A 22,661-nucleotide genomic window follows, 5' to 3' on the forward strand; every position below is an offset into this window, starting at 1 on the left:
TTAACTTCCATTCTGCCCGGGAATTATGGGACTTTGAACTCAATTCCTGTTGCACTTAGTTTGACAATTCACTGTTTTACCTGCTTTCCAAACCAAAACTGATGCCCAGGGCAGCGTCCACTTTGTGCTGCGCTTCCGGGTCGATGCGGCCTGCTCTTTCACGAAGACGGCGTTTGTCCAGCGTGCGGATCTGCTCCAGCAAAACCACACTGTCACGGGTCAGGCCGCCGGTACCCGCCTTCAGTCCGATATGGGTGGGCAGATTGGTCTTGTCTTGTTTGGAAGTGATGGCGGCGGCAATCACCGTAGGACTGTATCGGTTTCCTACATCGTTCTGCACGATAAGTACGGGACGAATACCGCCTTGTTCCGATCCCACGACCGGGCTCAGGTCTGCGTAAAAAACCTCTCCGCGTTTGACTTCTTTTTCCAAAACGAAACCCTCCCTTTGCCTATAGTGTGGCAAAGAGAGGGTTCTTTTAAACATTGCATGAAAAACTTTCCGCTGCCGCGTCAGGCCTTTTTCTCTCCCAACGCTTTTTCCAGCCAGATGCTGCCGATTTCCAATGCGCTCCACAGGCCGTATTTATCGCTCTGCCGCGCCATGCGTTCGATGGGGCTTTTGGTGGTATCGGTAGAGAGCAGCGTGACATGAATGCGGTCCGCAACACGCACGCCATTTTCCTCCTTGCTGGTCAGAACTTGCATGAAGATGACATACGGATCGGCCAGATTGCCGTAATAGATATCGTTCTTACACCGGACCAGCGGTTTTCCTTTGTAAGTCAGTTTCGGGGTAAATGCCATGAGAAGGTTCTCCTTTTCTGCGGGCGTGATTTACTCGCCCAAATAATTTTTCAGCAGCACCTGCAGCAGATCATCGCGGTCAATGCGGCGAATGTTTGCACGCGCGCCCTGATAAGTGGTGATGTAGGTGGGATCTTCCGAGAGAATATATCCCACGAGCTGGTTGATGGGATTGTACCCCTTTTCTTTCAACGCGCGGTATACATCTGTCAAAATGGCCTTGATCTCTTTATCCTTATCATCGTAAATCGAGAAAATGGCGGTAGGCTCACTCATACTCTCTGTCCCTCCTTGAATAGAATAAATTCCTGTATATATTGTATCTTAAAATCCATATTCGTGCAAGGGGAACCACTGAAAATCCACGCTTTGTTTTCCGTATCTTCAAACAATTTTCAAAATTGAAAAAGCGCCGTGTCGAAACACGGCGCTTTTTGCATCACACAAGAACAATTCAGCTGCGCAGAACGACCTGGATTTCCGCCAGGCTTTTCAGCACTTTCTGCACAATATTTTCCGTTTCCTCATCGGTCAGCGTGCGGTCGGGCGCCCGCAGAACCAGATTATAAGCAAGACTCTTCTTGCCCTGGGCCATGTGTTCACCGGTGTACACATCAAACAGCGTCAGGCTCTCCAGCAGTTTGCCCGCCGCCTTCTCAATGCACTGCGCAATCTGCGCTGCCGGCATGGACAGGTCCGCCACCAGCGCCAGGTCACGGGCGGTGGCCGGGTGCTTGGGCAGCGGCTGGAACAAAGCCGTGCCGCCGCGATGCGCGAACAAAACGTCCATGTTCAGCTCCGCTGCAACCACACGCGGTTTCACGCCGTAGTTGCCCAGCACAGTGGGATGCAGCTCACCAATCACACCCAGCTTTTCGTCGCCCAGGTAAATGTCGGCGCAGCGTCCCGGATGATACGTGGTTCCCGCGGCATTGCGCTCATAACGCACGTCCTTCACACCCGCGGTCTCCAGCAGTTTCTCCACCATTCCCTTCAGGGCCAGGTAATCATACTCCTGCCCATAAGCAGCCAGAACAACGCTTTCCACTTCATCAGGCAGCTCGTCGGGACCGCCATGCGGCAGATACACCGTGGCATCCTCGAACACTGCGCACTCAGCCGCGCGCGCATTGTAGTTGCGTGTCACCACATCCATCACGCTGGGAAGCGCCGTGGTGCGCATGATGCTGGTATCCTCGCCCAGCGGGTTGGAAATGACCACTGCCTTGCGCAGCGGGTCGTTCTGCGGCAGGTTGATGGCATCAAAGGACTTGCGGCTGAAGAAGGAGAATGTCTCCACCTCATACAAACCGTATCCCACCAGCGTGTTGAGCATTTTCTCCCGGAAGGTCTGCCGTTCTGTGGGCCGCGCACTGGCCACGCCGGTCATAATGGTGGAAGGCATTTTATTGTATCCCACATAGCGCGCCACTTCTTCTGCGATATCGCAGTCGCGTTCCACATCCCAGCGGTCGGACGGCACGATCACATCGTCACCATCCATGACAAAGCCAAGGGGCAGCAGAATGTCGATCATCTGCTGTTTGTCCAGATTCGTGCCCAACAGCTTGTTGACCATCTCCGGACGCAACAGAACACGGCGCTCCTCACGTTTTTGCGTCCACACATCCACAACGCCGTTGACCACGTCGCCCGCATCCAGCAACTGAACCAGTTCCAGCGCGCGCTGCAGGCAGCGCAGGCAGCCGTTGGGGTCCAGCCCTTTTTCATAGCGGCCGGACGCTTCGGTGCGCATGCCCAGCTTTTTGGCAGTGGTGCGCACAGAGGGACCATTGAACATGGCGCTTTCAAACACGATCGTAGTGGTATCATCATAAACGCCAGAGAACTCGCCGCCCATCACGCCAGCCACGGCAATGGGGCCTTTTTCATCGGCAATGACCAGCATCTCTTCGCTGAGCACACGATCCACACCGTCCAGCGTCTCAATCTCCTCACCCGGACGTGCGTTGCGCACGGTGATATGCCCGCCGTTGACGTATTTATAGTCGAAGCAGTGCATGGGCTGGCCGTACTCCAGCATCACATAGTTGGTGATATCCACCAGGTTGTTGATGGGGCGAACGCCGCACAGGCGCAGCCGCTCGCGCATCCAGCGGGGCGACGGCTTAACGCGCACATTTTCCACCACAGCACCCACATAGCGGTAACACAGGTCTGCGTTTTCAATATCCACCTTCAGGAAATCTGTTACATCACCATGGCCGGATTTTACTTCGGGCACGTGGTCCATGAACGGCACGCCGAACGTCGCCGCGGTCTCACGGCCCAGGCCGCGGACGCTCAGGCAGTCCGGACGGTTGGGTGTGATTTCAAAATCCACGCTCACGTCATCCAGACCCAATGCACGCACAATGGGGGTTCCCGTGGGCCATTCCTCGTCCAGCACCATGATGCCGTCCTCGATGGCATTGGGGAAATCGTGTTTGGTCAGGCCCAGCTCCGACAGGCTGCACAGCATTCCGTTGGACTCAACGCCGCGCAGTTTTCCTTTCCGGATTTCCTTGCCGCCGGGCAGAAGGCTCTTGTGCAGCGCGGCCGGGACCAGATCGCCCACCTTCAAATTGCCCGCACCGGTCACGATCTGCACCGGCTCGTCCTGACCCACATCCACCTGACACACGACCATATGGTCGGAGTCCGGATGCGGCACAATGGACAGAATTTTGCCCACCACGACATTCTTGATCTGATCGGCTTCGCACTCATATGTCTCCACTTTGCTGCCGCTCATAGTCATGCGCTCGGCATACTCGTGAGGAGTGCACTCAAACTTGGCGAATTCCTTCGCCCATCCCAATGGCATTTTCATGTTGTGTTCCTCCTCAGCTTAAAATTGTTTCAAAAAGCGCAGATCGTTCTCGTACAACAGGCGCATGTCGTCAATCCCGTAGCGCATCATGACAATGCGCTCCAGGCCCACGCCGAACGCAAAGCCCGAATAAACTTCCGGGTCGATGCCGCAGTTCTCCAGCACCTTGGGATGCACCATGCCGCAGCCCAGGATCTCGATCCAGCCCTCGCCCTTGCACAGGCTGCATCCCTTGCCGCCGCACTTGAAGCAGCTCATGTCCATCTCGGCGCTGGGCTCCGTGTACGGGAAGTGATGCGGACGGAAGCGCACGCGAATGCCTTCGCCATACAGCTTCTTAATAAACATTTCCAGCGTGCCTTTCAAATCGCTGAACGTGATGTTCTTGTCCACCACGAGACCTTCGATCTGATGGAAGATCGGGGAATGGGTTGCGTCCACCGCGTCCGAACGGTACACCCGCCCCGGGCAGATGATGCGGATGGGCGGTTTCTGGTTCTCCATTGTGCGGATCTGAACCGGGCTGGTCTGCGTGCGCAGCAGCACATTTTCCGTAATGTAGAACGTGTCCTGCGTATCCCGCGCGGGATGGCTTTTGGGCATATTCAGCATTTCGAAATTGTAATGATCCTGCTCCACTTCGGGGCCGGACACCACGTCAAAACCCATGCCCAAAAAGATCTCTTTCAATTCGCCCAAAACCTGCTCAAAGGGATGGCGCTTTCCCTGCACCGGACGTTTGCCCGGCAGCGTCACGTCAATTTCCTCCTGCGCCAGACGTGCAGCCAGCGCCGCCTGCTCCAGTTCTTTGGTCCGGGCCGCAATGTCCGCCGTGATTGCCTCGCGGACTTCGTTGGCCAGAGCGCCCACCACCGGACGTTCTTCCGGGCTGAGTTTGCCCATTTGTTTCAGGATCGCGGTCAATTCGCCTTTTTTGCCCAGAAAACGAACGCGCAGTTCTTCCACCTGCGCCGTGCTCTCGGCCTGCGCGATCAGAGAATCCGCCGTGGCCTTGATGTTTTGCAGTGCCTGTTTCAACATTCTTTCTCCTTTACCATGAAATTACGGGACGAAAAAAGGCTTCGTCCCTTGCCTTAAAACAGGGACGAAGCCTTGAAAACTCCGCGGTACCACCCATATTTTTGCCGTACTGTCGTACAAGAGCAAACACTCTTTTGCCGGATAACGGCGGCATCCGTCCCCGCCTACCAGCAAAAGCCTTCAGCAGGGCCGCTCAAAAGTGAACTTCCGCACAGCCCTCTGCCGGGCGCTTCCAGCCATTGACGCCCTTCTCTTGGGACATTGCGTCTGCGCGTACTCTCTTTGTCATCGCGTTGTTGTAGCATATTATACCGTTCCTTTACCCAAAATTCAAGCCCTGACACTGGATTTTGCTGTAAAAAAACAGTATACTGAAAGGCAGAACCCACCGGAGAGGAGAATGGGAATGATCGCTGGCATCGGCGTAGATACAACGCGGATCTCCCGCATCGAAAAAGCTTTGGAGCACGAGTCCTTCCTGAAACGTGTATTTGGCCCCCGGGAACTGGCGCTCTTTCAGGCGAAAAAGATGCGTGCGGAAACCATCGCCGCCAACTTCGCCGCCAAAGAGGCGCTTGGCAAAGCGCTGGGCGAAGGGCTGTCGGGGTTCGTGTGGTCTGAGGCCGAAGCGCTGCGCGATGAAGCCGGCGCCCCCTATTTTGTTTTCTGCGGCGAAGCATTGCGCCGCATGGAAGAAAAAGGGCTTTGCGCATTTCTCTCCCTGACCCATGAGGGCGATTTTGCCACAGCTTTTGTGGTACTGGAACAAAACGGATGTTTTAAGAAAGGATTTCCAAATGATCACACCGATTGAAATCAAGGAAAACGAACAAATCCGCACCTATATCGAGCGGGCGGATGACACATTGAAAGCGCTGGGCTTTACCGAACACAGCTTCGCACACGTCACCCGTGTGGCGCACTTTGCGGAAAAAATTCTGGCTGAGCTGGGGTATGACAAACGCACCCAGGAGCTGGCCTGGATTGCCGGTTATATGCACGACATCGGCAACGTGATCAACCGCATTGACCACGCCCAGTCCGGAGCTGTCATGGCCTTCCGCATTCTGGACAAGCTGGGCATGCCCGCGGATGAGATTGCAACAGTCTGCTCGGCCATTGGCAACCACGATGAAGGCACTGCTTTTCCGGTCAATCCCGTTGCGGCCGCGCTGATTCTCGCGGACAAGACGGACGTTCGCCGAAGTCGTGTTCGCCCCAAAGACCTGCACACCTTCGACATCCACGACCGGGTCAATTACGCGGTGGAAAAAGCTTCCACCATGCTGGATATGGACCAGCGCGCAGTGGTTCTCAATCTGCAGCTGGACACGGCCATCTCCCCCATGATGGACTACTTTGAAATCTTTCTGGACCGCATGACGCTGTGCCGGAAAGCAGCTGACAAATTGGGCCTTGGCTTCCATTTGGTGGTCAACGGACAAAGCGTGCTGTAAAAAGCAAACCCAGCCTGTTCGGCTGGGTTTGCTTTTTGCTCTTCCCTTATTTCCCCTAAAATGGTATGATTAGATCAATGTCTTTTTTGGAAAGAGTGTTTTTTCATGGAATGGATGGATGGCGAAAACGAACTGACCCTCACCTGCCGGCACCAGGCGGGCGGTGTGGCGGTGCTGCGCTGTGAAACGCGCGACCCGGTGATTCATCTGCCGGATACCATACTGGGAGTGCCTGTGACGGCACTGGGTGATTATGCCATGGCCAGACGCGCGCCGGATATGTCCGGTATCCGCGATTTGTTTACCGTTCATGTCGGCCGCGGCCAACCCGAACCGCACGACGCAGACGGCATCCGGCAGGTCACGCTCCCTCTCCATTTACAGAGCCTGGGCGATTACGCATTTTATGACTGTCAGGCTCTGGAACAGCTGGACATCTCCCCGGCGATGGCGGATGTGGGGTCCGGCGCCTTTCTGAACTGCAGCCGCCTGCACAACATTCGGCTGGCCGTTTCGCCGTCGGGAGAGAGCTGCCTGCGGGGAGTTCTGCGCGAACACCACGGAGAATTGCTGTGCAGGATGCATTTTGCGGATGGCACGCAGGCGCGTCTTTGGTTTCCCGCTTACAGCGAGGAGTATGAAGAGCTGGCCGCGCCCCACATTTTCGGCTACCACATCGAGGGAGCCGGATTTACCTACCGCCAGTGCTTCGACGGGAAAAAGCTGAATTTTTCCCAGTACGACGCGGCTCTGGAGCGGCTTGTGCGCACCCGGGATTTTGAGGATGCCGTGCGCGTTGCGCTGGGCCGCCTGCGCTGGCCAAAAGAACTTTCCCCGGCGAACCGGGAACAATACCGTGCGCTTGTAGCAGAGCACGCCGCTGCGGCACTGAAGGTGCTGGCGGATGCCCGGGACACGGAAGACATGGCCTGGGCGTTGGGGCTGGAGCTGTTTCCACCTGAGGCGCTGCAGGCCGCCTGCGATCGCGCCCGGAATGACCGGGACACGGAGATGCTGGGCCTTTTGATGGAACACCTGCATCGAACCGGCGCGGGCCGCACCAAAACCTTTGACCTTTGAAGGAGGAATCGCCATGCCGCAATCCGATGCCTGGAGCAAAGCAGGCCGTGCGATTTTGACAGCCGCCCGCAACGAATTGTATCTGAATCTGCCGTTTCTGGACGCAGCTCTGTGTGCACTTCCCTTTTCCGATGAACAGGATACGGATTTTATCGCCACGGATGGACAGGCCTTCTTTTTCAATGGAAGCTATCTGGCCCTGCGCTATGAAAAAAGCCGAAACCTTGTGTGCCGGGCCTATCTTCATCTGCTGCTTCACTGCATGTTGCTTCACCCGGCCAAGCGGCAGGGACGAGACGGCGAGCTGTGGGACCTTTGCTGTGACATTGCCGTGGAACACATGCTGGACTCGCTGGACTACCGCTGCCTTGCAGCGGCGCCCAGTCCCCGGCGCTCCGGCCTGTACCGCCGCCTGGAAGAAGAACGGAAAGTTTTGACCGCCGAAGCGCTGTATCGTTTTTTCAAAAACCATCCGCTGGAAGAATACGAGCGCGCCACTCTGGCGCGGGAGTTTTTTGAGGACGACCATTCTCTGTGGGAAAAAGCTTCTCAGGAAGAGCAGGAGCAGCCCCGGCAAAACTGGCAGCAAATCGCCCAGCACACCCAAACCAGTATGGAAACAGTGATGAGTGAGGCATCGGGCGGCGGGCAGGCTGTACTGGAACAGCTGCGTGTGGAAACCAGGGAAACTGCTGATTACCGTGCATTTCTGCGCCGTTTCGCCGTCACAGGAGAAGAGTCCGGCATTGATGCGGACACTTTCGATTACAACTATTACACCTACGGGCTGCGCCGCTACGGAAACATGCCGTTGATTGAGCCTCTGGAAACCCGGGAGGTGCAGCGAATCCGGGATCTTGTGATCGCCATTGACACATCCATGTCCACTTCCGGCGAATTGGTGCGCCGCTTTCTGCAGTACACGTATGGTATTCTGAAGCAGAGCGAGAGCTTTTTTCGTTCGTTCCATCTGCGGATTCTGCAGTGCGACGATCAGCTTCGAGTCGACAAAGCCATTTCCAGCCGAAAAGAGCTGGAAGAATACATGGAAAACTTTGAACTGGCCGGACAGGGTGCGACGGATTTCCGCCCGGTGTTTCGCCATGTAGACAGCCTGGTGGAACAGGGCGCGTTTCATAAGCTGCGGGGTGTGATTTACTTCACCGACGGGCTGGGCATTTACCCCGCCAAGCGCCCCGCCTACGATGCGGCTTTTGTGATGCTGGCCCAGCAGGGATTTCCCGAACGGGTTCCGCCATGGGGGATCCGCATTCTTCTGGATGAAAACGAACTGCAAGGAGACACGCTATGAATATCAAGCAAGCAAAACAGGAGATTAAAAATGCCATTCGCGCTTATCTTGCGCGGGATGAATTCGGCCAGTACCGCATTCCCGTGGTGCGCCAGCGTCCGATTTTGCTGATGGGGCCTCCGGGCATCGGCAAAACGCAGATCATGGAGCAAATTGCCGCTGAAACCGGTGTGGCGCTGGTGGCATACACCATCACACATCACACCCGTCAGAGTGCGCTGGGCCTGCCGTTCATTGTGGAGCGCACGTTTGCCGGGCGAACGGTTTCGGTGACAGAATACACCATGAGCGAAATACTGGCCACCGTGTACCGGACCATGGAAGAAACCGGGCTTCAGGAGGGCATTCTTTTTCTGGATGAAATCAACTGCATTTCGGAAACGCTGACCCCCATGATGCTTCAGTTTTTGCAGTGCAAGACGTTCGGCAACCAGAAGCTGCCGGATGGCTGGATCATTGTCGCGGCAGGAAACCCTCCGGAATACAACAAGTCTGTCCGGGAGTTTGACGTGGTCACACTGGACCGTGTCAAACGCATCGATGTGGAACAGGATTTTTCCGTGTGGAAAGAATACGCCTATCAAAAAGGAATTCACGGCGCCATTCTCACCTATCTGGAAATTCACAAGGAACATTTCTATGCCTTTGAAGCTTCGGTAGACGGCGTTCAGTTCGCCACTGCCAGAGGTTGGGAAGATCTCTCGGAGCTTCTTCTCACCTACGAACAGCTGGGGATTCATCCGGACCGGGAGGTGATCGGTCAGTACATCCAACTGCCCCGCATCGCCAAGGACTTTGCAAACTATCTGGAATTGTACGCCAAATACCGCCAGGTCTACCACGTGGATGACATTTTGAACGGGACCTGGGATAAGCTGTCCGCCCGTGAGCTGCAGAGCGCGCCTTTTGATGAAAAACTGAGTGTACTGGGACTTTTGATCGCACGGCTCAGCGAAAGCGCCCGGGTATGCCGCCGCCAGGATCTTCTGACGGACGAGCTGCACGCCTGTCTGACCCGTGTAAAACAGTCTGCAAGCGACACCGGGAATGCTCTGACGCAGGAGCTGCAGGGTGTGCAGGCGCGCATTGCCCGGCAGATTCAGGCCGGGAATGCCGACCCTCAGGAACAGCGAACGCTGCGGGCTGCCGCAGGCCAGCTGGAACACTATCTGCATCTTTTGGACACCGAGCGGCCGGACGGAACAGAAGCTTTCGAATTGGTGCGCGGGCAGTTTCAGACACAGGTCCGGGCGCGGCTGGACACGGCACAGGTCACGGGCGATCAGATGAACGCAGCCTTTGCCTTTTTGGAGCAGGCGCTGGGCGAAAGCCAGGAAATGGTTATTTTCGCCACAGAGCTGACAGCCAACCCATACACTTCCTGGTACATTCAAAACTTTGGCTGCGACGCCTACTTCCGCCATAACAAAGCACTTTTGTTCGATGATACCCGCACGCAGATTCTGGATACCATTGCTGCTGCACGCAAAGAATAAACAAGGCCTTCGGCTGTTTTCAGCCGAAGGCCTTTCTTTTTATTCCCGGACGAGGTCATCCCTCACCGAAGCGTGCAGTGCCGCATTCAGCGCGATGCGGTTGGCGGCCCAGCACACCGCTCCGGCGCACACCGCCACCACAAGACCAGTTTTGCAAGATTCCGCCAGGCATGCCAGCCAGTGAAAATCGAAAAAGGAAATCATCTGTTTTTCCAGAAAATAGTATGCCCCTATTCCGAGTGGCAGACCCAGCCCCAGTCCCCAAACAAAGCGATTTCGCGCTTCGATGCCCAGTGTGCGGCGAATGCCGGTCTGCGTCATGCCGGCGCTTCGCAGAAGGGCAAACTCCCGGCGGCGCATCTGTGCCTGCGCGCTGACTGCGCTGAGAACGGATGCGGTGCAGCCGACCGCCAGAAGCACGGCGAATCCACCGCAGCAGATTCGCAGCAAATCAATGGCCGCCTCGGTGGCAGCGTAGTTCCAGGAAGATCGCGTGAAGTCCTGGATCACATAAGCTGTCATGTCACTTCCCACCAAGTCATGTCCGTCGTCTTGCACTGCCCTCTCAGCCAGCGCCTGCGTCACAGCCGGTGTCAGCTGTGCCGCATCCTGCGTTTCCACCAAAATCTGCAAAAGGCGCTCTGCCCGCTGCAGCTTTCCCGGGAACGCGTCATACGCGCTCTGGGTCGTAATCAGATACTGTGTCGAGAATCCGTTTTCCTCCTGCAATCCTGCCGGCAGCGGGTTGCTGCAGAAGTCTGTCACCACACAGTCGCCGCTTTGAGCGGTCTGTCCAATGTTGAAAGATGGTTTCTGTTGCCCGTCCGATGCATAAACACAGCTCAGCGTCCCTTCTTCTGCAGCGGGCAGCGGAGCCCCGTACCACTCTTCAAATGCCTGGTCATCCAGCGTGAGCACCTTGGCCATGGAATCTCCCACCGGCCAAATCAGGCCGGTGTCTTCGGAAGAGTACACCCGGCTGTCCGTTACGTTTGCCGCCGCATTCCGTACCAGACGATCCAATTCCGCCGGTTCATCGCCGCCGCGCACCCAGCAGTAGACACGATAGCTGTACTCCGGCACACTGTCTTCATACGAGCGCACCATTCCTTCCGAAAAGCCCAGTGTCAGCATCACCAAGAACACACAGACAGCGATCACCGCGGTCTGGCTGCTTCGTTCGCGATACGCGGAAATGCTGCGAACCGCAAGCAATTTTTCCACATTTTTAAAACGGACTCTGCCCCGGCGTTTGGGCAGAGCACAGCTTTCCCGCACGGCCTCAATGGGTGTCAGGCGGGAAGCTTCCCGTGCCGGCCCCCACGTGGCCAGCAGCAGCGTGACCAGAACACACGCCGCTGCCAGCAGCACATGCTGCGGCCGGACCAACAGCGTCAGTGGACGGGCATTCAGCTGTGTCCAGCTTTTCAAAACAGAAAAAACAACTGCCAAACCTGCGGCGGAAGCCACCAACCCCAAAGGGATGCTGCACCCGGCCAGAATCAGCGCATCCATCCACACGCTTTGCCGCAGCTGGCGGCGGGTAGCGCCCAGACTGGCCATCTGGCCCAGCATGCGTGTGCGCTGCGACAACGACAGACGGAATATGCTGCGCAGCAAAATCGCCAGGCCCAAAATCAGAGATCCCAATACCAGACGGGAGAGCAGCAGGACCTGCTGCGCCAGATCAGACCGCTGGGAAAAGGATGCCGCCAATGATTCCCCGCCAAACAGAACCGCCCCGATCAGGCCCGTACAGATTACCGCACAGATCCAGGTGAACCAGGTGCGCGCGCCGCCTCGCACAAACTGCCGGGAAGTGAGCAGAAACATGGCTTTCACGGACGGATCACCTCATCTTTCACGATTCGGCCGTCCTTCAGGCGCAAAATACGCTGCGCACGAAGGGCCAGCGTTTCGTCATGAGTAATCATCACCACGGTCTGCCCTGTGGTAAGATGGATCTGCTCCAAAAGATCCGCCACATTTTTTCCTGCCGCAGAATCCAGATTTCCGGTGGGTTCGTCCGCCAGAAGAAGCGCCGGTCTGGTCAGAAGGGCGCGCCCGATGGCCACCCGCTGCTGCTGACCGCCGGAAAGCTGTGCCGGAAACGCCCGACGTTTTTCCGCAAGACCCAGCCTGGCCAGCATATCCGCCACCCGCGCGGCGTCCGGTGTGCGCCCATCCAAAAGAAGCGGAAGACAGAGATTTTCCTCTACCGTCAGCAGCGGCACCAGATTGTAAAATTGATACACCAGACCGATCTGCCGCCGGCGGAAAATGGTCAGCGCTTCCTCTTTTTGCTCGTACAGTGAAATTCCATCCAGCCGCACGCTCCCGCCGGTCGGCCGGTCCACACCTCCCAACAGATGCATCAGCGTGGATTTTCCCGAACCCGACGCCCCCATAACAGCCACAAACTGACCCTTTTCCACCTCGAAGGAAACATTGTCCAACGCCTTTACGCTTGCTTCACCTGTTCCGTAGATCCGGGTAAGCGCGGTTACTTCCAAAAAAGCCATGGTTCATTCGCTCCTTTCTGCCGTCAGTATGCCATTCTCATCTAACAGAAGAGTGACAGTTCCGTGACGTTTTTGTCACGTACGATAAATCCGCAGAAGGAATCGCGGTCCATCCGGTCCGTTTTCTGCCCACAGCGTCCCACCCTGTCCTTCGGCGATGGCTTTTGCCAGCGAAAGACCGATTCCGATACTGTCTGGCGCAGCGTCCCTTCCCCGCCAAAACCGCTCAAACAAATGTGGTATCTCCTGTGCAGAAAGAAGCGGCCCGGTATTCTCTACACAAAACTGTGTGAAAAGCGCATTGGCTTCGCACAGAAGACGAACGCGTCCGCCCGCAGGCGTGTGCTCGGCTGCATTTTTGATCAGGTTGGTCAGCGCCTGCACGGTCCATGCCGCATCGCACCGGCACTGCACACCGTCGTCCGCCATACACTCCAGCGATACGTTTTTCGCCGCACACAGAGGAGCAAGCCCCCGGGCGGCTTCCCGCAAAAGCTGCCGCGCCGCGTGCTCCTGTGCATGGAACCGCACCACTTTTGCGTCCAACCGGCAAAGCTGCAAAAGCTGTTCCACCAGCCATCCCATGCGCTCTGCCGCCTGCTGAATCCGGGCGGCACACTCTGTTTTCTCCGTCTGGGAAACCGCCGCGTCCTGCCACAGTTCCGTCTGCAGCACAATGGCTGCCAGCGGCGTGCGAAGCTGATGGGCCACATCCCCTAAAAAATCGGCCATTTGCTGCCGGTCACGCGACAGACACTCCTTCTGTTCCCAAAGGATCGCGGTGACCTTATAGAGTTCGTTCCGCAACAGGCTCAACTCTCCCTCCCGCTGGGTCCGGATGTCAAGAAAGCGGTCGCCCGCATATACCTGCGCCAGATAATCGCACAACCGGTGGATCTCCCTCATTCGGTGCAGGCTGACCGTCAGGCAGACAGCGCAGCAAAGCAGCCCCGTCATCAGCGCACACAAAGCACCTGCCGCACCGCAGACAAGATAGCCCGTCGCCCCTCCTGCCGCGGAAACGGCCAAAAGCGTCAGCAAAAGAAGTTTTGTTTCCCTGCTCACAGTTCTTCCTCCCATCGATAACCGATGCCGCGCACCGTCGTGATGCGATCGCCCTGCTTTCCCAGCTTTTCCCGCAAGCGCTTGACGGTTACGGTAAGGGTGTTGTCGTTGACAAAATTTCCGCCGCAATCCCACAAAGCCTGAAGCAATGCACCGCGCTCCAGGACCTGTCCCGGATTGGCAGCGAATAACAGAAGCAGGCGATATTCCTGTGCCGTGAGTGTCAGCGGCACACCATTTTCCAGCACCTGTGCCGCACCCGCATCAATGCACAGCGTTCCGAAACGATACTGTTTTTTCACACCCCGCCGCCGCTGTACCGCCCGAAGGCGGCTGGCAAGTTCCCTGGCGCGAAACGGCTTGACCACATAATCATCCGCGCCCTCTTCCAGCGACCGCACCACACTGTCCTCATCGCTGCGTGCTGTCAAAATGAGAATGGCTGCGTCGGAGACTTCCCGCACCGCGCGACACACCTCATGGCCGCTTTGATCCGGCAGTCCCAAATCGATCAGCACCGCATCCGGCGGTCCTTCTTTCAGATGTGCTAATGCCTCCGCAGCGGTAAACGCCAGTTCCACCTTCCAGCCTTCTGTGCACAGCAACCTTGCCAGCGGACGCGCAATCGTCTCCTCATCCTCCACAATCAGCAGCCGCATTCCATTCGCCCCTTTTCTGCTTTCATTTTACTGTATTTTCTTCTCCGGTGCGTGACAAAACCGTCACAAAAAGGCCGCAGCAAAGCCGCGGCCTTTTCTCTATTTTTTCTGTTCCAAAGGTTTGCGCACAGCCCATACGCCAAACCCTGCCACGTCAGCCAGCAGCCAGCCAAGAGGGATGCTCCACCAGATGATGGTATATCCCATGGCAGGGGCCAGCAAATAGGAAACCGCCACGCGGGTGCCCAGAGAAATCACCGTCAGCACCAGAGACATCGACGGCCAACCCACCCCGCGATAGAGGCCGTACAGCAAAAACAGCAACCCGATTCCCACATAGCAAGCCCCTTCGATGCGCAGATACTGCACACCGATTGCCAGGATTTCCGTTTGCCCGGCGTCAAAAAAGATGCGCATCAGCCAGGGAGCAAAGCCAAACACCAACACCGATACCGCCAGACTGAACACGCATGCCGCCGCCACTGAAAAACGGATGCCCCGCCGAATTCTCTCTTCCTGACGGGCCCCATAGTTCTGCGCAATGAAAGTGGAAAAGGCATTTCCGAAATCCTGCACCGGCATATAGGCAAACGCGTCGATCTTGACCGCCGCGGCAAAAGCGGCCGTAACCGCCACGCCAAAGCTGTTGACCAGGCCCTGGATCATTAAAATGCCAAAATTCATCACAGACTGCTGCAGCGCGGTAAAAGACGCATAATTGGCCAGTTTGCACCACAGTGCTCCGTCCCAGCAGCAGTCTTCCCGATGAAGGCGCATCTCCGGCGTACGCCAAATCGTATACACCGCCATGCCGACCGCACTGACGACCTGCGCGATCAGCGTTGCCCATGCCGCGCCATCCACGCCCATTCCAAGGCCGGCTACGAACCACAGATCCAGCCCGATATTGATGACGGCAGAAACCGCAATAAACAAAACCGGAGCCCGCGAATTGCCCATGCTGCGGGTAAGCGCCGCAAAAAAGTTGTAAATGAAAACCGGCACGATTCCCATAAACACAATGTGCAGATAGGAAAGCGTCATATCAAAAATCACCGGGTCCACCCGCATCAGCCGCACAATCTCCTCTTCCGTCAGGAACAGGAGCCCTTCCATAAGCACCGCCACCACTCCGATGGAAATACCCGAAAGGAAAATACTCTGACGAAGCCTCCGGCTCTCGCGGGAACCAAAATACATGGAAAAGGCAACCCCCACCCCCATGCACAGCCCGATGAGGATTGAGTTCAAAAAAGTGAGAAGAGAAAAAGAGGTTCCCACCGCCGCCAATGCGTCAGCCGAAACATAGCGGCCCACTACCCAGGTGTCGACCACATTGTAAAGCTGCTGGAAGATATTCCCCAAAATCAGCGGTGCCGCGAACAAAAGCATGGCTTTTTTCTCGCTGCCGACCGTGAGATCCCTCTCCATACTGTTTCCTCCTCCGCATGGGGTCATCTGTTCTATTTTAACAAATTGCTGTTCACCGCACAAGCGAAAAAGGAGAGGACCAAGGTCCTCTCCTTTTTAAAACATTTTTTCAATTTCCCGATGAATCTCCTCCGTCGTGACAAGTTCCATCACCCGCTGCGCCAGTTCCCCAGCCTGCCGGTCACTCCACTGCGAAATCCATTTTCGCACAGTCAAAACCGACGGAGCGCTGACGCTGAACTCGTCCAGGCCCCACGCCAAAAGCAGCGGAATCATTTTGGGGTCCGCGGCAGCCTCGCCGCACATTCCCACAGGGATCTGCGCTTTGCGAGCCGCGGAAATCACCTGGCGAACGGAGCGCAGGACAGCCGGATGCAGCGGATCGTACATCTGCTCCACTTTGGCATTGCCCCGGTCCACCGCAAGTGTATACTGGGTCAAATCGTTTGTTCCGATGCTGAAGAAGTCGGCCTCTTTCGCCAGCTGATCGGCAAGCTGCACCGCCGCCGGCGTTTCGATCATCACACCGAGGGAGATATTCCGGTCAAAAACCTGCCCTTTTTCCTGCAGCTCTGCCTTGCACTTTTCCAGCAGCGCACGGGCAGCACGAATCTCCTCTACGCTGGTAATCAGCGGGAGCATGATTTTCACATTCTGATACTCCGCACCGGCCCGGAGCAACGCTTTCAGCTGTGTGGAAAAGAAGTCGGGCCGATCCAGACAGTAGCGGATGGCGCGATAGCCCAAAAAAGGATTTTCCTCTTTCCCCACCGACAGATACGGAACATCCTTATCGCCGCCGATATCCAGCGTGCGAATCAGCACATCACGTTCGGGCATAGCCCCGGCCACCGCCCGGTAAGCCTGATACTGCTCTTCTTCGCCGGGCGCGTCTGAGCGCTCCATAAACAAAAATTCCGTTCGAAACAAGCCGATGCCTTCGGCGCCGACGGAACTCACCTCGTCCAGCTGCGCCGTCGAACCAATATTTGCGTACAGGCTCACCCTCCGTCCGTCGGCATTTTCCGTGGGGCGTGTGCGATACGCCTGCAGGCTCTGCCGTTCACGGATCGACGCTTCATTCCAGATGCGATAAGCTTCTGCCTGCGCCGCATCCGGATTCAGAATTACCTCGCCGGTTCCGCCGTTCACAAGGACCCTGTCGCCGTCCGAAAGAGCATTCATCAAATTGGGCACGCCGAGTACGGCGGGAATGCCCAGTGCCCGCGCCAATATTGCCGAGTGGCTTGTGCGACCGCCGGACTGGGTCACAATGGCCGCCACGTTTTCGGCGCGCAGCCCCACCGTCATGGACGGAGTGAGATCCGGCGCCACAAGCACACTGTGCGGTGTCAGTGCAGACAGATCGATTGGCTTCACATGCAGCAGCAGACCCAGCAAGCGGTTCCGGATATCCCGCACATCGGCCGCACGCTGGCGCACCAGTTCATCATCCGCCTGTGAAAACAGCTCTTCGTAAAAAGCGCACACTTCATCCACGGCCTGTTCCGCCACACTGCCCTGCTCCACTTTTTCTTCCAGCTGCGCACGCAGGAACGGGTCCGCCAGCATGGCGATGTGCCCGCTGAGGATCTCTGCTTCATGCTGCCCCACCTGACCGCTCATCTTCTGCGTCATGCGTTCAGTATCACGGCAAAACGCATCGACGGCCGCCAGCAGGCGCGCTTTTTCCGCTTCAGCCCCGGCATAAATCACGCCGGTATAATCCAAAACACTCTCACGGATGCACACCGCATTGCCCAGACCAAGGCCATCTGATGCGCCGATCCCGTTCAAAATCATTGCATCGTCCCCTTTTTTATTCACCCAGGCCGGACTCGATCAAAGCGACCGCCTTTTCCAACGCAGCCTGCTCATCCTGTCCTTCACAGCGGATCTCAATCTCGCTGCCCTGTTTGATGCCGGAAGCCATCAGATTCATAATGCTTTTCGCATTGATGGTTCTGTCCTTATGCACGATCGTAACCTCACTTGCAAAAGGCGTCATCTCCCGAACAAACAATTGGGCGGGACGCATATGCAGTCCCATGGGGTTTGTAACTTTCACATTTGCGGATACCATACGTTCATCCTCCTTTTATTCTCAGGGGATTGTTCTCCTCTATTTTATCTCTTTCCGATGTCTTTTTTCAAGGCCGCCAGCAAAAGCATTGCCAAAGCCGCACCCGCTGCCAGCGCCAGCAGATACAACAGTTTACCGTTCATAATACCCAAAACAAAAATACCGCCGTGGGGCGCCATCAGGCTGCACCCGAACCACATGGACAGCGCGCCTGCCAGTGCGCTTCCCGCAACGCAGGAAGGAATGACCCGCAGAGGGTCAGACGCCGCAAAAGGAATCGCTCCTTCTGTGATAAAGCACAAGCCCATGATATAATTCACCGCGCCGGACCGCCGTTCATCCGAAGTGAATTTTTTGGGAAACAACGTTGTGCAAAGCGCAATGGCCAGCGGCGGGACCATTCCGCCCGCCATCACTGCTGCCATCATCTGATACTCAATGGCTCCGCTTGCAACCCCCGCAGCGGCAGCGGTTGCAAGCGCGCCTGTACCGGTGACATAGGCGGCTTTATTGAACGGGCCGCCCATGTCAATACTCATCATACCCGCCAAAATTGCTCCCAGGAACACCTTGCTGACGCCGCCCAGAGAGTTGAGAAACGCCACCAGGCCATGATTCAGCGCGCCCAGCAGCGGATTGACCAGACACATAAAAGCCCCTATAATCAAAATTCCGAGCACGGGATACAGCAAAATCGGTTTGATTCCTTCCAGACTGTCCGGCAGTCGGTCGCACAGCCATCGAAGGGCGCGCATAAAATATCCGCCGGCAAATCCCGCCAGAAGCGCCCCCAGAAAGCCTGCCGATACCGGTGCCACACCCGAGGCGATGGTCGTGAAGGATATTCCCGCCGCGGCCAGCGCACCGCCCACAACCCCCACTGCCAAACCCGGACGGTCTGCGATGCTCATGGCAATATAGCCGGACAGCACCGGCAGCATGAACTGAAACGCCATTCCGCCCACTGTTTTCAAAAAGGCAGCCAATGGTGTATTGGAGCCGAAGCCGGCGGGGTTCTGCGGGTCGTATACATCCACCAGAAAGGCTAAAGCGATCAAAATTCCGCCGCCAATGACAAAGGGCAGCATGTGCGAAACGCCATTCATCAGATGTTTGTACAGCATGCGCGTCCAGGATTCCTGCGGGCCCGCTCTATCCACGACCGCCACTTCGGAAGAGCGCTCCGCATGATGGTACACAGGAACTTCTTTGTCCAAAATCTGGCGGATCAGTTTCTCCGGCCGGTGGATGCCCTCGGCCACCGGCACAAACAATACGGGTTTGCCTGAAAACCGTTCCGTTTCCACCTGTTTGTCCGCGGCTACAATGATTCCTTCCGCCGATCGGATCTCGTCCTCTGTAAGGATATTTTTGGCACCGCCGCTTCCGTTGGTTTCCACCTTCAGCGAAATGTCCAGCTGCTGAGCGGCCTTCTCAAGCGCCTGCGCTGCCATATAGGTATGCGCGATGCCCGTAGGACATGCCGTGACCGCCAAAACTCGATACGATTCTTCCGGCTGTTCCGGGGACGCGGATTCCTCGGGTTCTTCAAAGTTCTTGCGTTCGAAACGGTCGATGATTTGCAAAAAGTCCTGCGCGCTGTCCGCATTCCGCAAGGCCTGCGTAAAGGACGGGTCCATCAACAGCTGCATCAGGCGGGACAGAATTTCCAGATGAAGCTCTCCGTCCGCCGGTGCGGCAATCAAAAAGAACAGGTCGGAAGGCTGACCGTCCATCGCTCCGTAATCCACGCCCTGCTGCAGCACCGCTGCCGCCAGACTTGGGCGCAAAACCGAATCGGATTTTGCGTGCGGTACGGCAATGCCGGCCTCGATTCCCGTGCTCGACTGTGCCTCGCGGTCCCAGACAGCCTGTTTATACGCCTGAACATCTGAAAGCACTCCGCTTTGTTCCTGCAGATTCACCAGCAAATCAATCACAGAAGATTTGTCTTTTGCCCGCGCGCCCAGTGCAATGCGGTGCGCGTCCAAAAGGTCTACGATTCTCATGGCTGCTCCTTTCCTCATGTCAGAATGTTTCCAACAGAGCCATTACTTCTTCCCGCTCGGCCAGACCATATGAAAATGCGGTGGCGCTGCCTGCGGCGATTCCCATCCGCAAAGCGCGCTCATAATCTCCGAAGCGCAGCCACCCGGCCAGGAAGCCGGCGACCATGGAATCCCCTGCGCCCACGGAATTTTTCACTGTTCCGTCCGGCGCCTGTGCCCGGTGGAAGCGGCCGGTCTCGTCCAGCAAAATCGCCCCGGCACCGCCCATGGAAACCAGCACATTGCGGGCGCCCTGCTTTTGCAGCTGCGCCGCACAGGCCTCGATCTCTTCTTCGCCGTGAAGCTCTTTGTGAAAAATTGCTCCCAGCTCCAAATGATTGGGCTTGATAAGAAACGGCCGGTACTGCAGGATCCCCGTCAGCAACTCACCTTCCGCATCCACTACAAACCCGGCACCGCAGCTGGAGAGTTTCTCTAAAATGTGGCTGTAAAGCTGTTTGGGCATATCCGCCGGCACACTTCCCGCCAACACAAGGTAATCTCCTTCTCGAATCTGCTGCAATTTTTCGTGCAGCGCCTCAAGAGAAGCTTCGTCCACCTGGGGGCCTCGTCCGTTGATTTCCGTTTCCTGCCCGCCCTTCAACTTTACATTGATTCGTGTGAAGCCTTGTTTCAGGTGAACAAAATCCGTTCGCACACACTCCTGTTCCAATGTCCGCTCGATCTCCTGTCCGGTGAAGCCCGCTACAAATCCCAGTGCGGTGGTCTCCACGCCGAGGCGGCTGAGCAGGACGGAGACATTGATGCCTTTTCCGCCGATCTGGATCAGCTCCTGCCGAGTGCGATTCAGTTTTCCCGTTTCGAAATCATCTACCCGAACCACATAGTCAATGGCGGGGTTAAACGTCACTGTATAAACCATTTTTCCACCTCTCGGAGGCATTCCAAAACACCACTGACAAAAATGTGTCCCGATTTGTGCCTCATTATTCGCACATCGAAAAAGTTTCCTTTGTTTCTTCTTCATATTATCACGGGACCGGCGGGCACTCAACGCCTTTGTGCCCGACTTCGCCCGTTCTTGCGCAATTATCTAAAACCGTACCACTTTTCCGTATCTTTCCCGGCATTTTCCCGAAATCAACCGTCGCACGTCAAACACACTTGACTTTCATACGCGCACATGTTACTTTATAAGCTGTCACAACTGCAACAGGACAAACGAAGTTCGTAGGAAAAAGCGTAAGCTTACCGAAGAAGTAAAACTTTCAGGTGCGCACAGTGTGCGCGTGGACTATGGACGGATGCGGCTCTGGAGAAACCCGAAACGGGTGCCGAAGGTGCAAGGCGCTTAAAAAGGTGCTAATCTCTCAGGCAAAAGGACAGAGTGGATGCAGGCGCGACAGCCTATGGCTGTTTGCTGTTTCCGGAGCCGAACCCCCCAGCGGGTTTGGCTCTTTTTGTTTTTCTGCTGCGAAAACACGAGGAGGAACATGAGACATGGAACAATTCACTCTAGCGGTAAAGGCTGTCAGCGACTTTTTCTGGAACAACATTCTTCTTTTTCTTCTGTGCGGAACCGGCATCTATTTCACATTGCGGCTGAAACTGATCCAGGTTCGCAAATTCGGCGAGGGAATGCGCCGCCTGTTCGGCGGGTTTAATCTGAACGGAAAAAAAGCGGATCACGAAGGCATGAGCTCCTTCCAGGCCCTTACCACCGCCATCGCCGCGCAGGTGGGCACCGGCAATATCACCGGCTGCGCAACCGCTCTGGCTTCCGGCGGGCCGGGCGCCATCTTCTGGATGTGGGTCAGCGCCTTTTTCGGCATGGCGACCATCTACGGCGAGGCCGTTCTCGCTCAGAAGTTCCGCACCACGGTAAACGGACATGTCACGGGCGGCCCTATTTACTACATCCGCGCCGCATTTAAAGGGCGGTTTGGTGCTTTTCTCGCAGGCTTCTTCTCCGTCGCCATCATTCTGGCCCTCGGCTTTATGGGCAATATGGTACAATCCAACTCCATTGGCGCCGCTTTTTCCAATGCCTTTCATATTCCGGCTCTGGTTGTCGGCTTCTTTGTTGCCGCCGTCTCCGCATTCATTTTCATCGGCGGCGTAAAGCGAATCGCCTCCGTCACGGAAAAGCTGGTTCCTGTTATGGCTGTTTTTTACATTGTTGGCTGCCTGATCATCCTGTTCATCAACCGCTCTACCCTGCTCAACTGCTTCCAGCAGATTTTTGTGCTGGCTTTTCAGCCGCAGGCCATGGCGGGCGGCGTGGCTGGTGTGACGGTGAAAACGGCGATGCGCTTCGGTGTGGCCCGCGGTCTGTTTTCCAACGAGGCCGGTATGGGTTCCACGCCCCATGCCCACGCTCTTGCCAAAGTTGAGCGCCCGCAGGACCAGGGCGTGATTGCCATGATGGGTGTGTTCATCGATACCTTTGTCATTCTGACGCTGACGGCTCTGGTCATTTTGTCCTCCGGTGCGCTGGCCAGTGGAGAGGAAGGAACCGCGCTGGCCCAGCTGGCTTTCAATCAGGCCTTCGGCTCCTTCGGCAATACTTTCATTGCGATCTGCATGCTGTTCTTTGCTTTTTCCACCATCATCGGCTGGTATTTCTTCGGCGAGGTCAACGTAAAAGCTCTGTTTGGCGAAAAGGCCGTCCGCATCTACAGCATCATTGTGGTCGGCTTCGTCGTGGTGGGTTCCGCTTTGAAAGTTGATCTGGTGTGGAACCTTTCCGATTTGTTCAACGGGCTGATGGTAATTCCGAACCTGATTGCGCTGCTGGCACTCTCCGGGCTGGTGGCACGTATCGCAAAAGAATAACAAAAAGCGCGCGGCCTTTTTAAGGCCGCGC

20 protein-coding genes, 1 riboswitch and 1 other annotated feature are annotated in these 22,661 nt (G+C 56.4%); of the genes, 6 read left to right on the forward strand and 14 right to left on the reverse strand.

The annotated features are described in order from the left end of the window. Positions 1–76: 76 nt before the first annotated feature. The 5 genes from WMO24_RS04045 to pheS all read right to left on the reverse strand — a co-directional run bounded on the left by WMO24_RS04045 (position 77) and on the right by pheS (position 4,678). Positions 77–433, reverse strand: a complete 357-nt coding sequence (locus WMO24_RS04045; RefSeq protein WP_349215036.1) for a type II toxin-antitoxin system PemK/MazF family toxin — start codon at positions 431–433, stop codon at positions 77–79. 80 nt (positions 434–513) lie between these two features. Further along, positions 514–807: a hypothetical protein gene (locus WMO24_RS04050; RefSeq protein ID WP_349215037.1), complete on the reverse strand. Its 294-nt coding sequence runs from the start codon at positions 805–807 to the stop codon at positions 514–516. Positions 808–837: 30 nt separating this feature from the next. Beyond that, positions 838–1,083 carry an IreB family regulatory phosphoprotein gene (locus WMO24_RS04055; protein WP_349215038.1) on the reverse strand — a complete coding sequence of 82 codons (246 nt, stop codon included), beginning with the start codon at positions 1,081–1,083 and terminating at the stop codon, positions 838–840. A gap of 178 nt (positions 1,084–1,261) precedes the next feature. Then, positions 1,262–3,640 (reverse strand): phenylalanine--tRNA ligase subunit beta, encoded by a 2,379-nt coding sequence (gene pheT / locus WMO24_RS04060; protein ID WP_349215039.1) that lies wholly within the window; start codon positions 3,638–3,640, stop codon positions 1,262–1,264. A gap of 18 nt (positions 3,641–3,658) precedes the next feature. Further along, on the reverse strand, positions 3,659–4,678 hold the full coding sequence (gene pheS, locus WMO24_RS04065; RefSeq protein WP_349215054.1) for a phenylalanine--tRNA ligase subunit alpha: 1,020 nt from the start codon (positions 4,676–4,678) through the stop codon (positions 3,659–3,661). A gap of 60 nt (positions 4,679–4,738) precedes the next feature. After that, positions 4,739–4,979, reverse strand: a binding site (T-box leader). Positions 4,980–5,087: 108 nt separating this feature from the next. Between pheS and acpS the strand changes: the two genes are divergently transcribed. The 5 genes from acpS (at position 5,088) to WMO24_RS04090 (ending at position 10,026) form a co-directional block, all read left to right on the forward strand. Beyond that, complete coding sequence (gene acpS, locus WMO24_RS04070) at positions 5,088–5,495, forward strand: holo-ACP synthase (protein WP_349215040.1); 408 nt, start codon at positions 5,088–5,090, stop codon at positions 5,493–5,495. Then, a complete protein-coding gene (locus WMO24_RS04075; protein WP_349215041.1) occupies positions 5,479–6,138 on the forward strand; it encodes an HD domain-containing protein in 660 nt (219 codons plus the stop codon). Before acpS ends, WMO24_RS04075 begins: the two co-directional genes overlap by 17 nt. A gap of 105 nt (positions 6,139–6,243) precedes the next feature. After that, positions 6,244–7,218, forward strand: coding sequence for a leucine-rich repeat protein (locus WMO24_RS04080; protein ID WP_349215042.1), 975 nt, complete (start codon positions 6,244–6,246; stop codon positions 7,216–7,218). 13 nt (positions 7,219–7,231) lie between these two features. Further along, entirely contained in the window at positions 7,232–8,530 is a 1,299-nt protein-coding gene (locus tag WMO24_RS04085; protein WP_349215043.1) for a vWA domain-containing protein, read from the forward strand. Then, positions 8,527–10,026 (forward strand): AAA family ATPase, encoded by a 1,500-nt coding sequence (locus WMO24_RS04090; RefSeq protein WP_349215044.1) that lies wholly within the window; start codon positions 8,527–8,529, stop codon positions 10,024–10,026. The genes WMO24_RS04085 and WMO24_RS04090 overlap by 4 nt, the downstream gene beginning before the upstream one ends. 39 nt (positions 10,027–10,065) lie before the next feature. On the opposite strand, the gene WMO24_RS04095 is transcribed toward WMO24_RS04090, so the two are convergent. From WMO24_RS04095 to pfkB, 9 genes are all read right to left on the reverse strand, one after another. Then, positions 10,066–11,859 (reverse strand): ABC transporter permease, encoded by a 1,794-nt coding sequence (locus WMO24_RS04095; RefSeq protein WP_349215055.1) that lies wholly within the window; start codon positions 11,857–11,859, stop codon positions 10,066–10,068. A gap of 5 nt (positions 11,860–11,864) precedes the next feature. Further along, positions 11,865–12,548 carry an ABC transporter ATP-binding protein gene (locus tag WMO24_RS04100; RefSeq protein WP_349215045.1) on the reverse strand — a complete coding sequence of 228 codons (684 nt, stop codon included), beginning with the start codon at positions 12,546–12,548 and terminating at the stop codon, positions 11,865–11,867. Between the two features lie 75 nt (positions 12,549–12,623). After that, positions 12,624–13,613 carry a sensor histidine kinase gene (locus tag WMO24_RS04105; RefSeq protein WP_349215046.1) on the reverse strand — a complete coding sequence of 330 codons (990 nt, stop codon included), beginning with the start codon at positions 13,611–13,613 and terminating at the stop codon, positions 12,624–12,626. Then, complete coding sequence (locus WMO24_RS04110) at positions 13,610–14,272, reverse strand: response regulator transcription factor (protein WP_349215047.1); 663 nt, start codon at positions 14,270–14,272, stop codon at positions 13,610–13,612. Before WMO24_RS04110 ends, WMO24_RS04105 begins: the two co-directional genes overlap by 4 nt. 99 nt (positions 14,273–14,371) lie before the next feature. Beyond that, positions 14,372–15,703, reverse strand: coding sequence for an MATE family efflux transporter (locus WMO24_RS04115; protein ID WP_349215048.1), 1,332 nt, complete (start codon positions 15,701–15,703; stop codon positions 14,372–14,374). Positions 15,704–15,799: 96 nt separating this feature from the next. Continuing rightward, positions 15,800–17,530 (reverse strand): phosphoenolpyruvate--protein phosphotransferase, encoded by a 1,731-nt coding sequence (ptsP, locus tag WMO24_RS04120; protein ID WP_349215049.1) that lies wholly within the window; start codon positions 17,528–17,530, stop codon positions 15,800–15,802. Beyond that, complete coding sequence (locus tag WMO24_RS04125) at positions 17,523–17,786, reverse strand: HPr family phosphocarrier protein (protein ID WP_349215050.1); 264 nt, start codon at positions 17,784–17,786, stop codon at positions 17,523–17,525. Before WMO24_RS04125 ends, ptsP begins: the two co-directional genes overlap by 8 nt. Positions 17,787–17,830: 44 nt before the next feature. Then, positions 17,831–19,795, reverse strand: a complete 1,965-nt coding sequence (locus WMO24_RS04130; RefSeq protein ID WP_349215051.1) for a PTS fructose transporter subunit IIABC — start codon at positions 19,793–19,795, stop codon at positions 17,831–17,833. Between the two features lie 19 nt (positions 19,796–19,814). Next, on the reverse strand, positions 19,815–20,717 hold the full coding sequence (gene pfkB, locus WMO24_RS04135; RefSeq protein WP_349215052.1) for a 1-phosphofructokinase: 903 nt from the start codon (positions 20,715–20,717) through the stop codon (positions 19,815–19,817). A gap of 380 nt (positions 20,718–21,097) precedes the next feature. Beyond that, a riboswitch (glycine riboswitch) is annotated at positions 21,098–21,191 on the forward strand. 104 nt (positions 21,192–21,295) lie between these two features. Between pfkB and WMO24_RS04140 the strand changes: the two genes are divergently transcribed. Then, the gene (locus WMO24_RS04140; RefSeq protein ID WP_349215053.1) at positions 21,296–22,630 is read left to right on the forward strand and encodes an alanine/glycine:cation symporter family protein; all 1,335 of its coding nucleotides are present in this window, start codon (positions 21,296–21,298) and stop codon (positions 22,628–22,630) included. Positions 22,631–22,661 lie beyond the last annotated feature (31 nt).

The sequence above is a fragment of the Ruthenibacterium intestinale genome (genome assembly GCF_040096265.1).
GTDB lineage: Bacteria > Bacillota > Clostridia > Oscillospirales > Ruminococcaceae > Ruthenibacterium > Ruthenibacterium komagatae.

Coding starts and splice junctions, on each gene's coding strand:
- WMO24_RS04085 (WP_349215043.1), top strand. CDS start 7,232: ATGCCGCAATCCGATGCCTGGAGCAAAGCAGGCCGTGCGATTTTGACA.
- acpS (WP_349215040.1), top strand. CDS start 5,088: ATGATCGCTGGCATCGGCGTAGATACAACGCGGATCTCCCGCATCGAA.
- pheT (WP_349215039.1), bottom strand. CDS start 3,640: ATGAAAATGCCATTGGGATGGGCGAAGGAATTCGCCAAGTTTGAGTGC.
- WMO24_RS04100 (WP_349215045.1), bottom strand. CDS start 12,548: ATGGCTTTTTTGGAAGTAACCGCGCTTACCCGGATCTACGGAACAGGT.
- WMO24_RS04090 (WP_349215044.1), top strand. CDS start 8,527: ATGAATATCAAGCAAGCAAAACAGGAGATTAAAAATGCCATTCGCGCT.
- pfkB (WP_349215052.1), bottom strand. CDS start 20,717: ATGGTTTATACAGTGACGTTTAACCCCGCCATTGACTATGTGGTTCGG.
- WMO24_RS04130 (WP_349215051.1), bottom strand. CDS start 19,795: ATGAGAATCGTAGACCTTTTGGACGCGCACCGCATTGCACTGGGCGCG.
- WMO24_RS04075 (WP_349215041.1), top strand. CDS start 5,479: ATGATCACACCGATTGAAATCAAGGAAAACGAACAAATCCGCACCTAT.
- WMO24_RS04140 (WP_349215053.1), top strand. CDS start 21,296: ATGGAACAATTCACTCTAGCGGTAAAGGCTGTCAGCGACTTTTTCTGG.
- WMO24_RS04080 (WP_349215042.1), top strand. CDS start 6,244: ATGGAATGGATGGATGGCGAAAACGAACTGACCCTCACCTGCCGGCAC.
- WMO24_RS04095 (WP_349215055.1), bottom strand. CDS start 11,859: ATGTTTCTGCTCACTTCCCGGCAGTTTGTGCGAGGCGGCGCGCGCACC.
- WMO24_RS04055 (WP_349215038.1), bottom strand. CDS start 1,083: ATGAGTGAGCCTACCGCCATTTTCTCGATTTACGATGATAAGGATAAA.
- WMO24_RS04125 (WP_349215050.1), bottom strand. CDS start 17,786: ATGGTATCCGCAAATGTGAAAGTTACAAACCCCATGGGACTGCATATG.
- WMO24_RS04115 (WP_349215048.1), bottom strand. CDS start 15,703: ATGGAGAGGGATCTCACGGTCGGCAGCGAGAAAAAAGCCATGCTTTTG.
- WMO24_RS04110 (WP_349215047.1), bottom strand. CDS start 14,272: ATGCGGCTGCTGATTGTGGAGGATGAGGAGACGATTGCGCGTCCGCTG.
- WMO24_RS04050 (WP_349215037.1), bottom strand. CDS start 807: ATGGCATTTACCCCGAAACTGACTTACAAAGGAAAACCGCTGGTCCGG.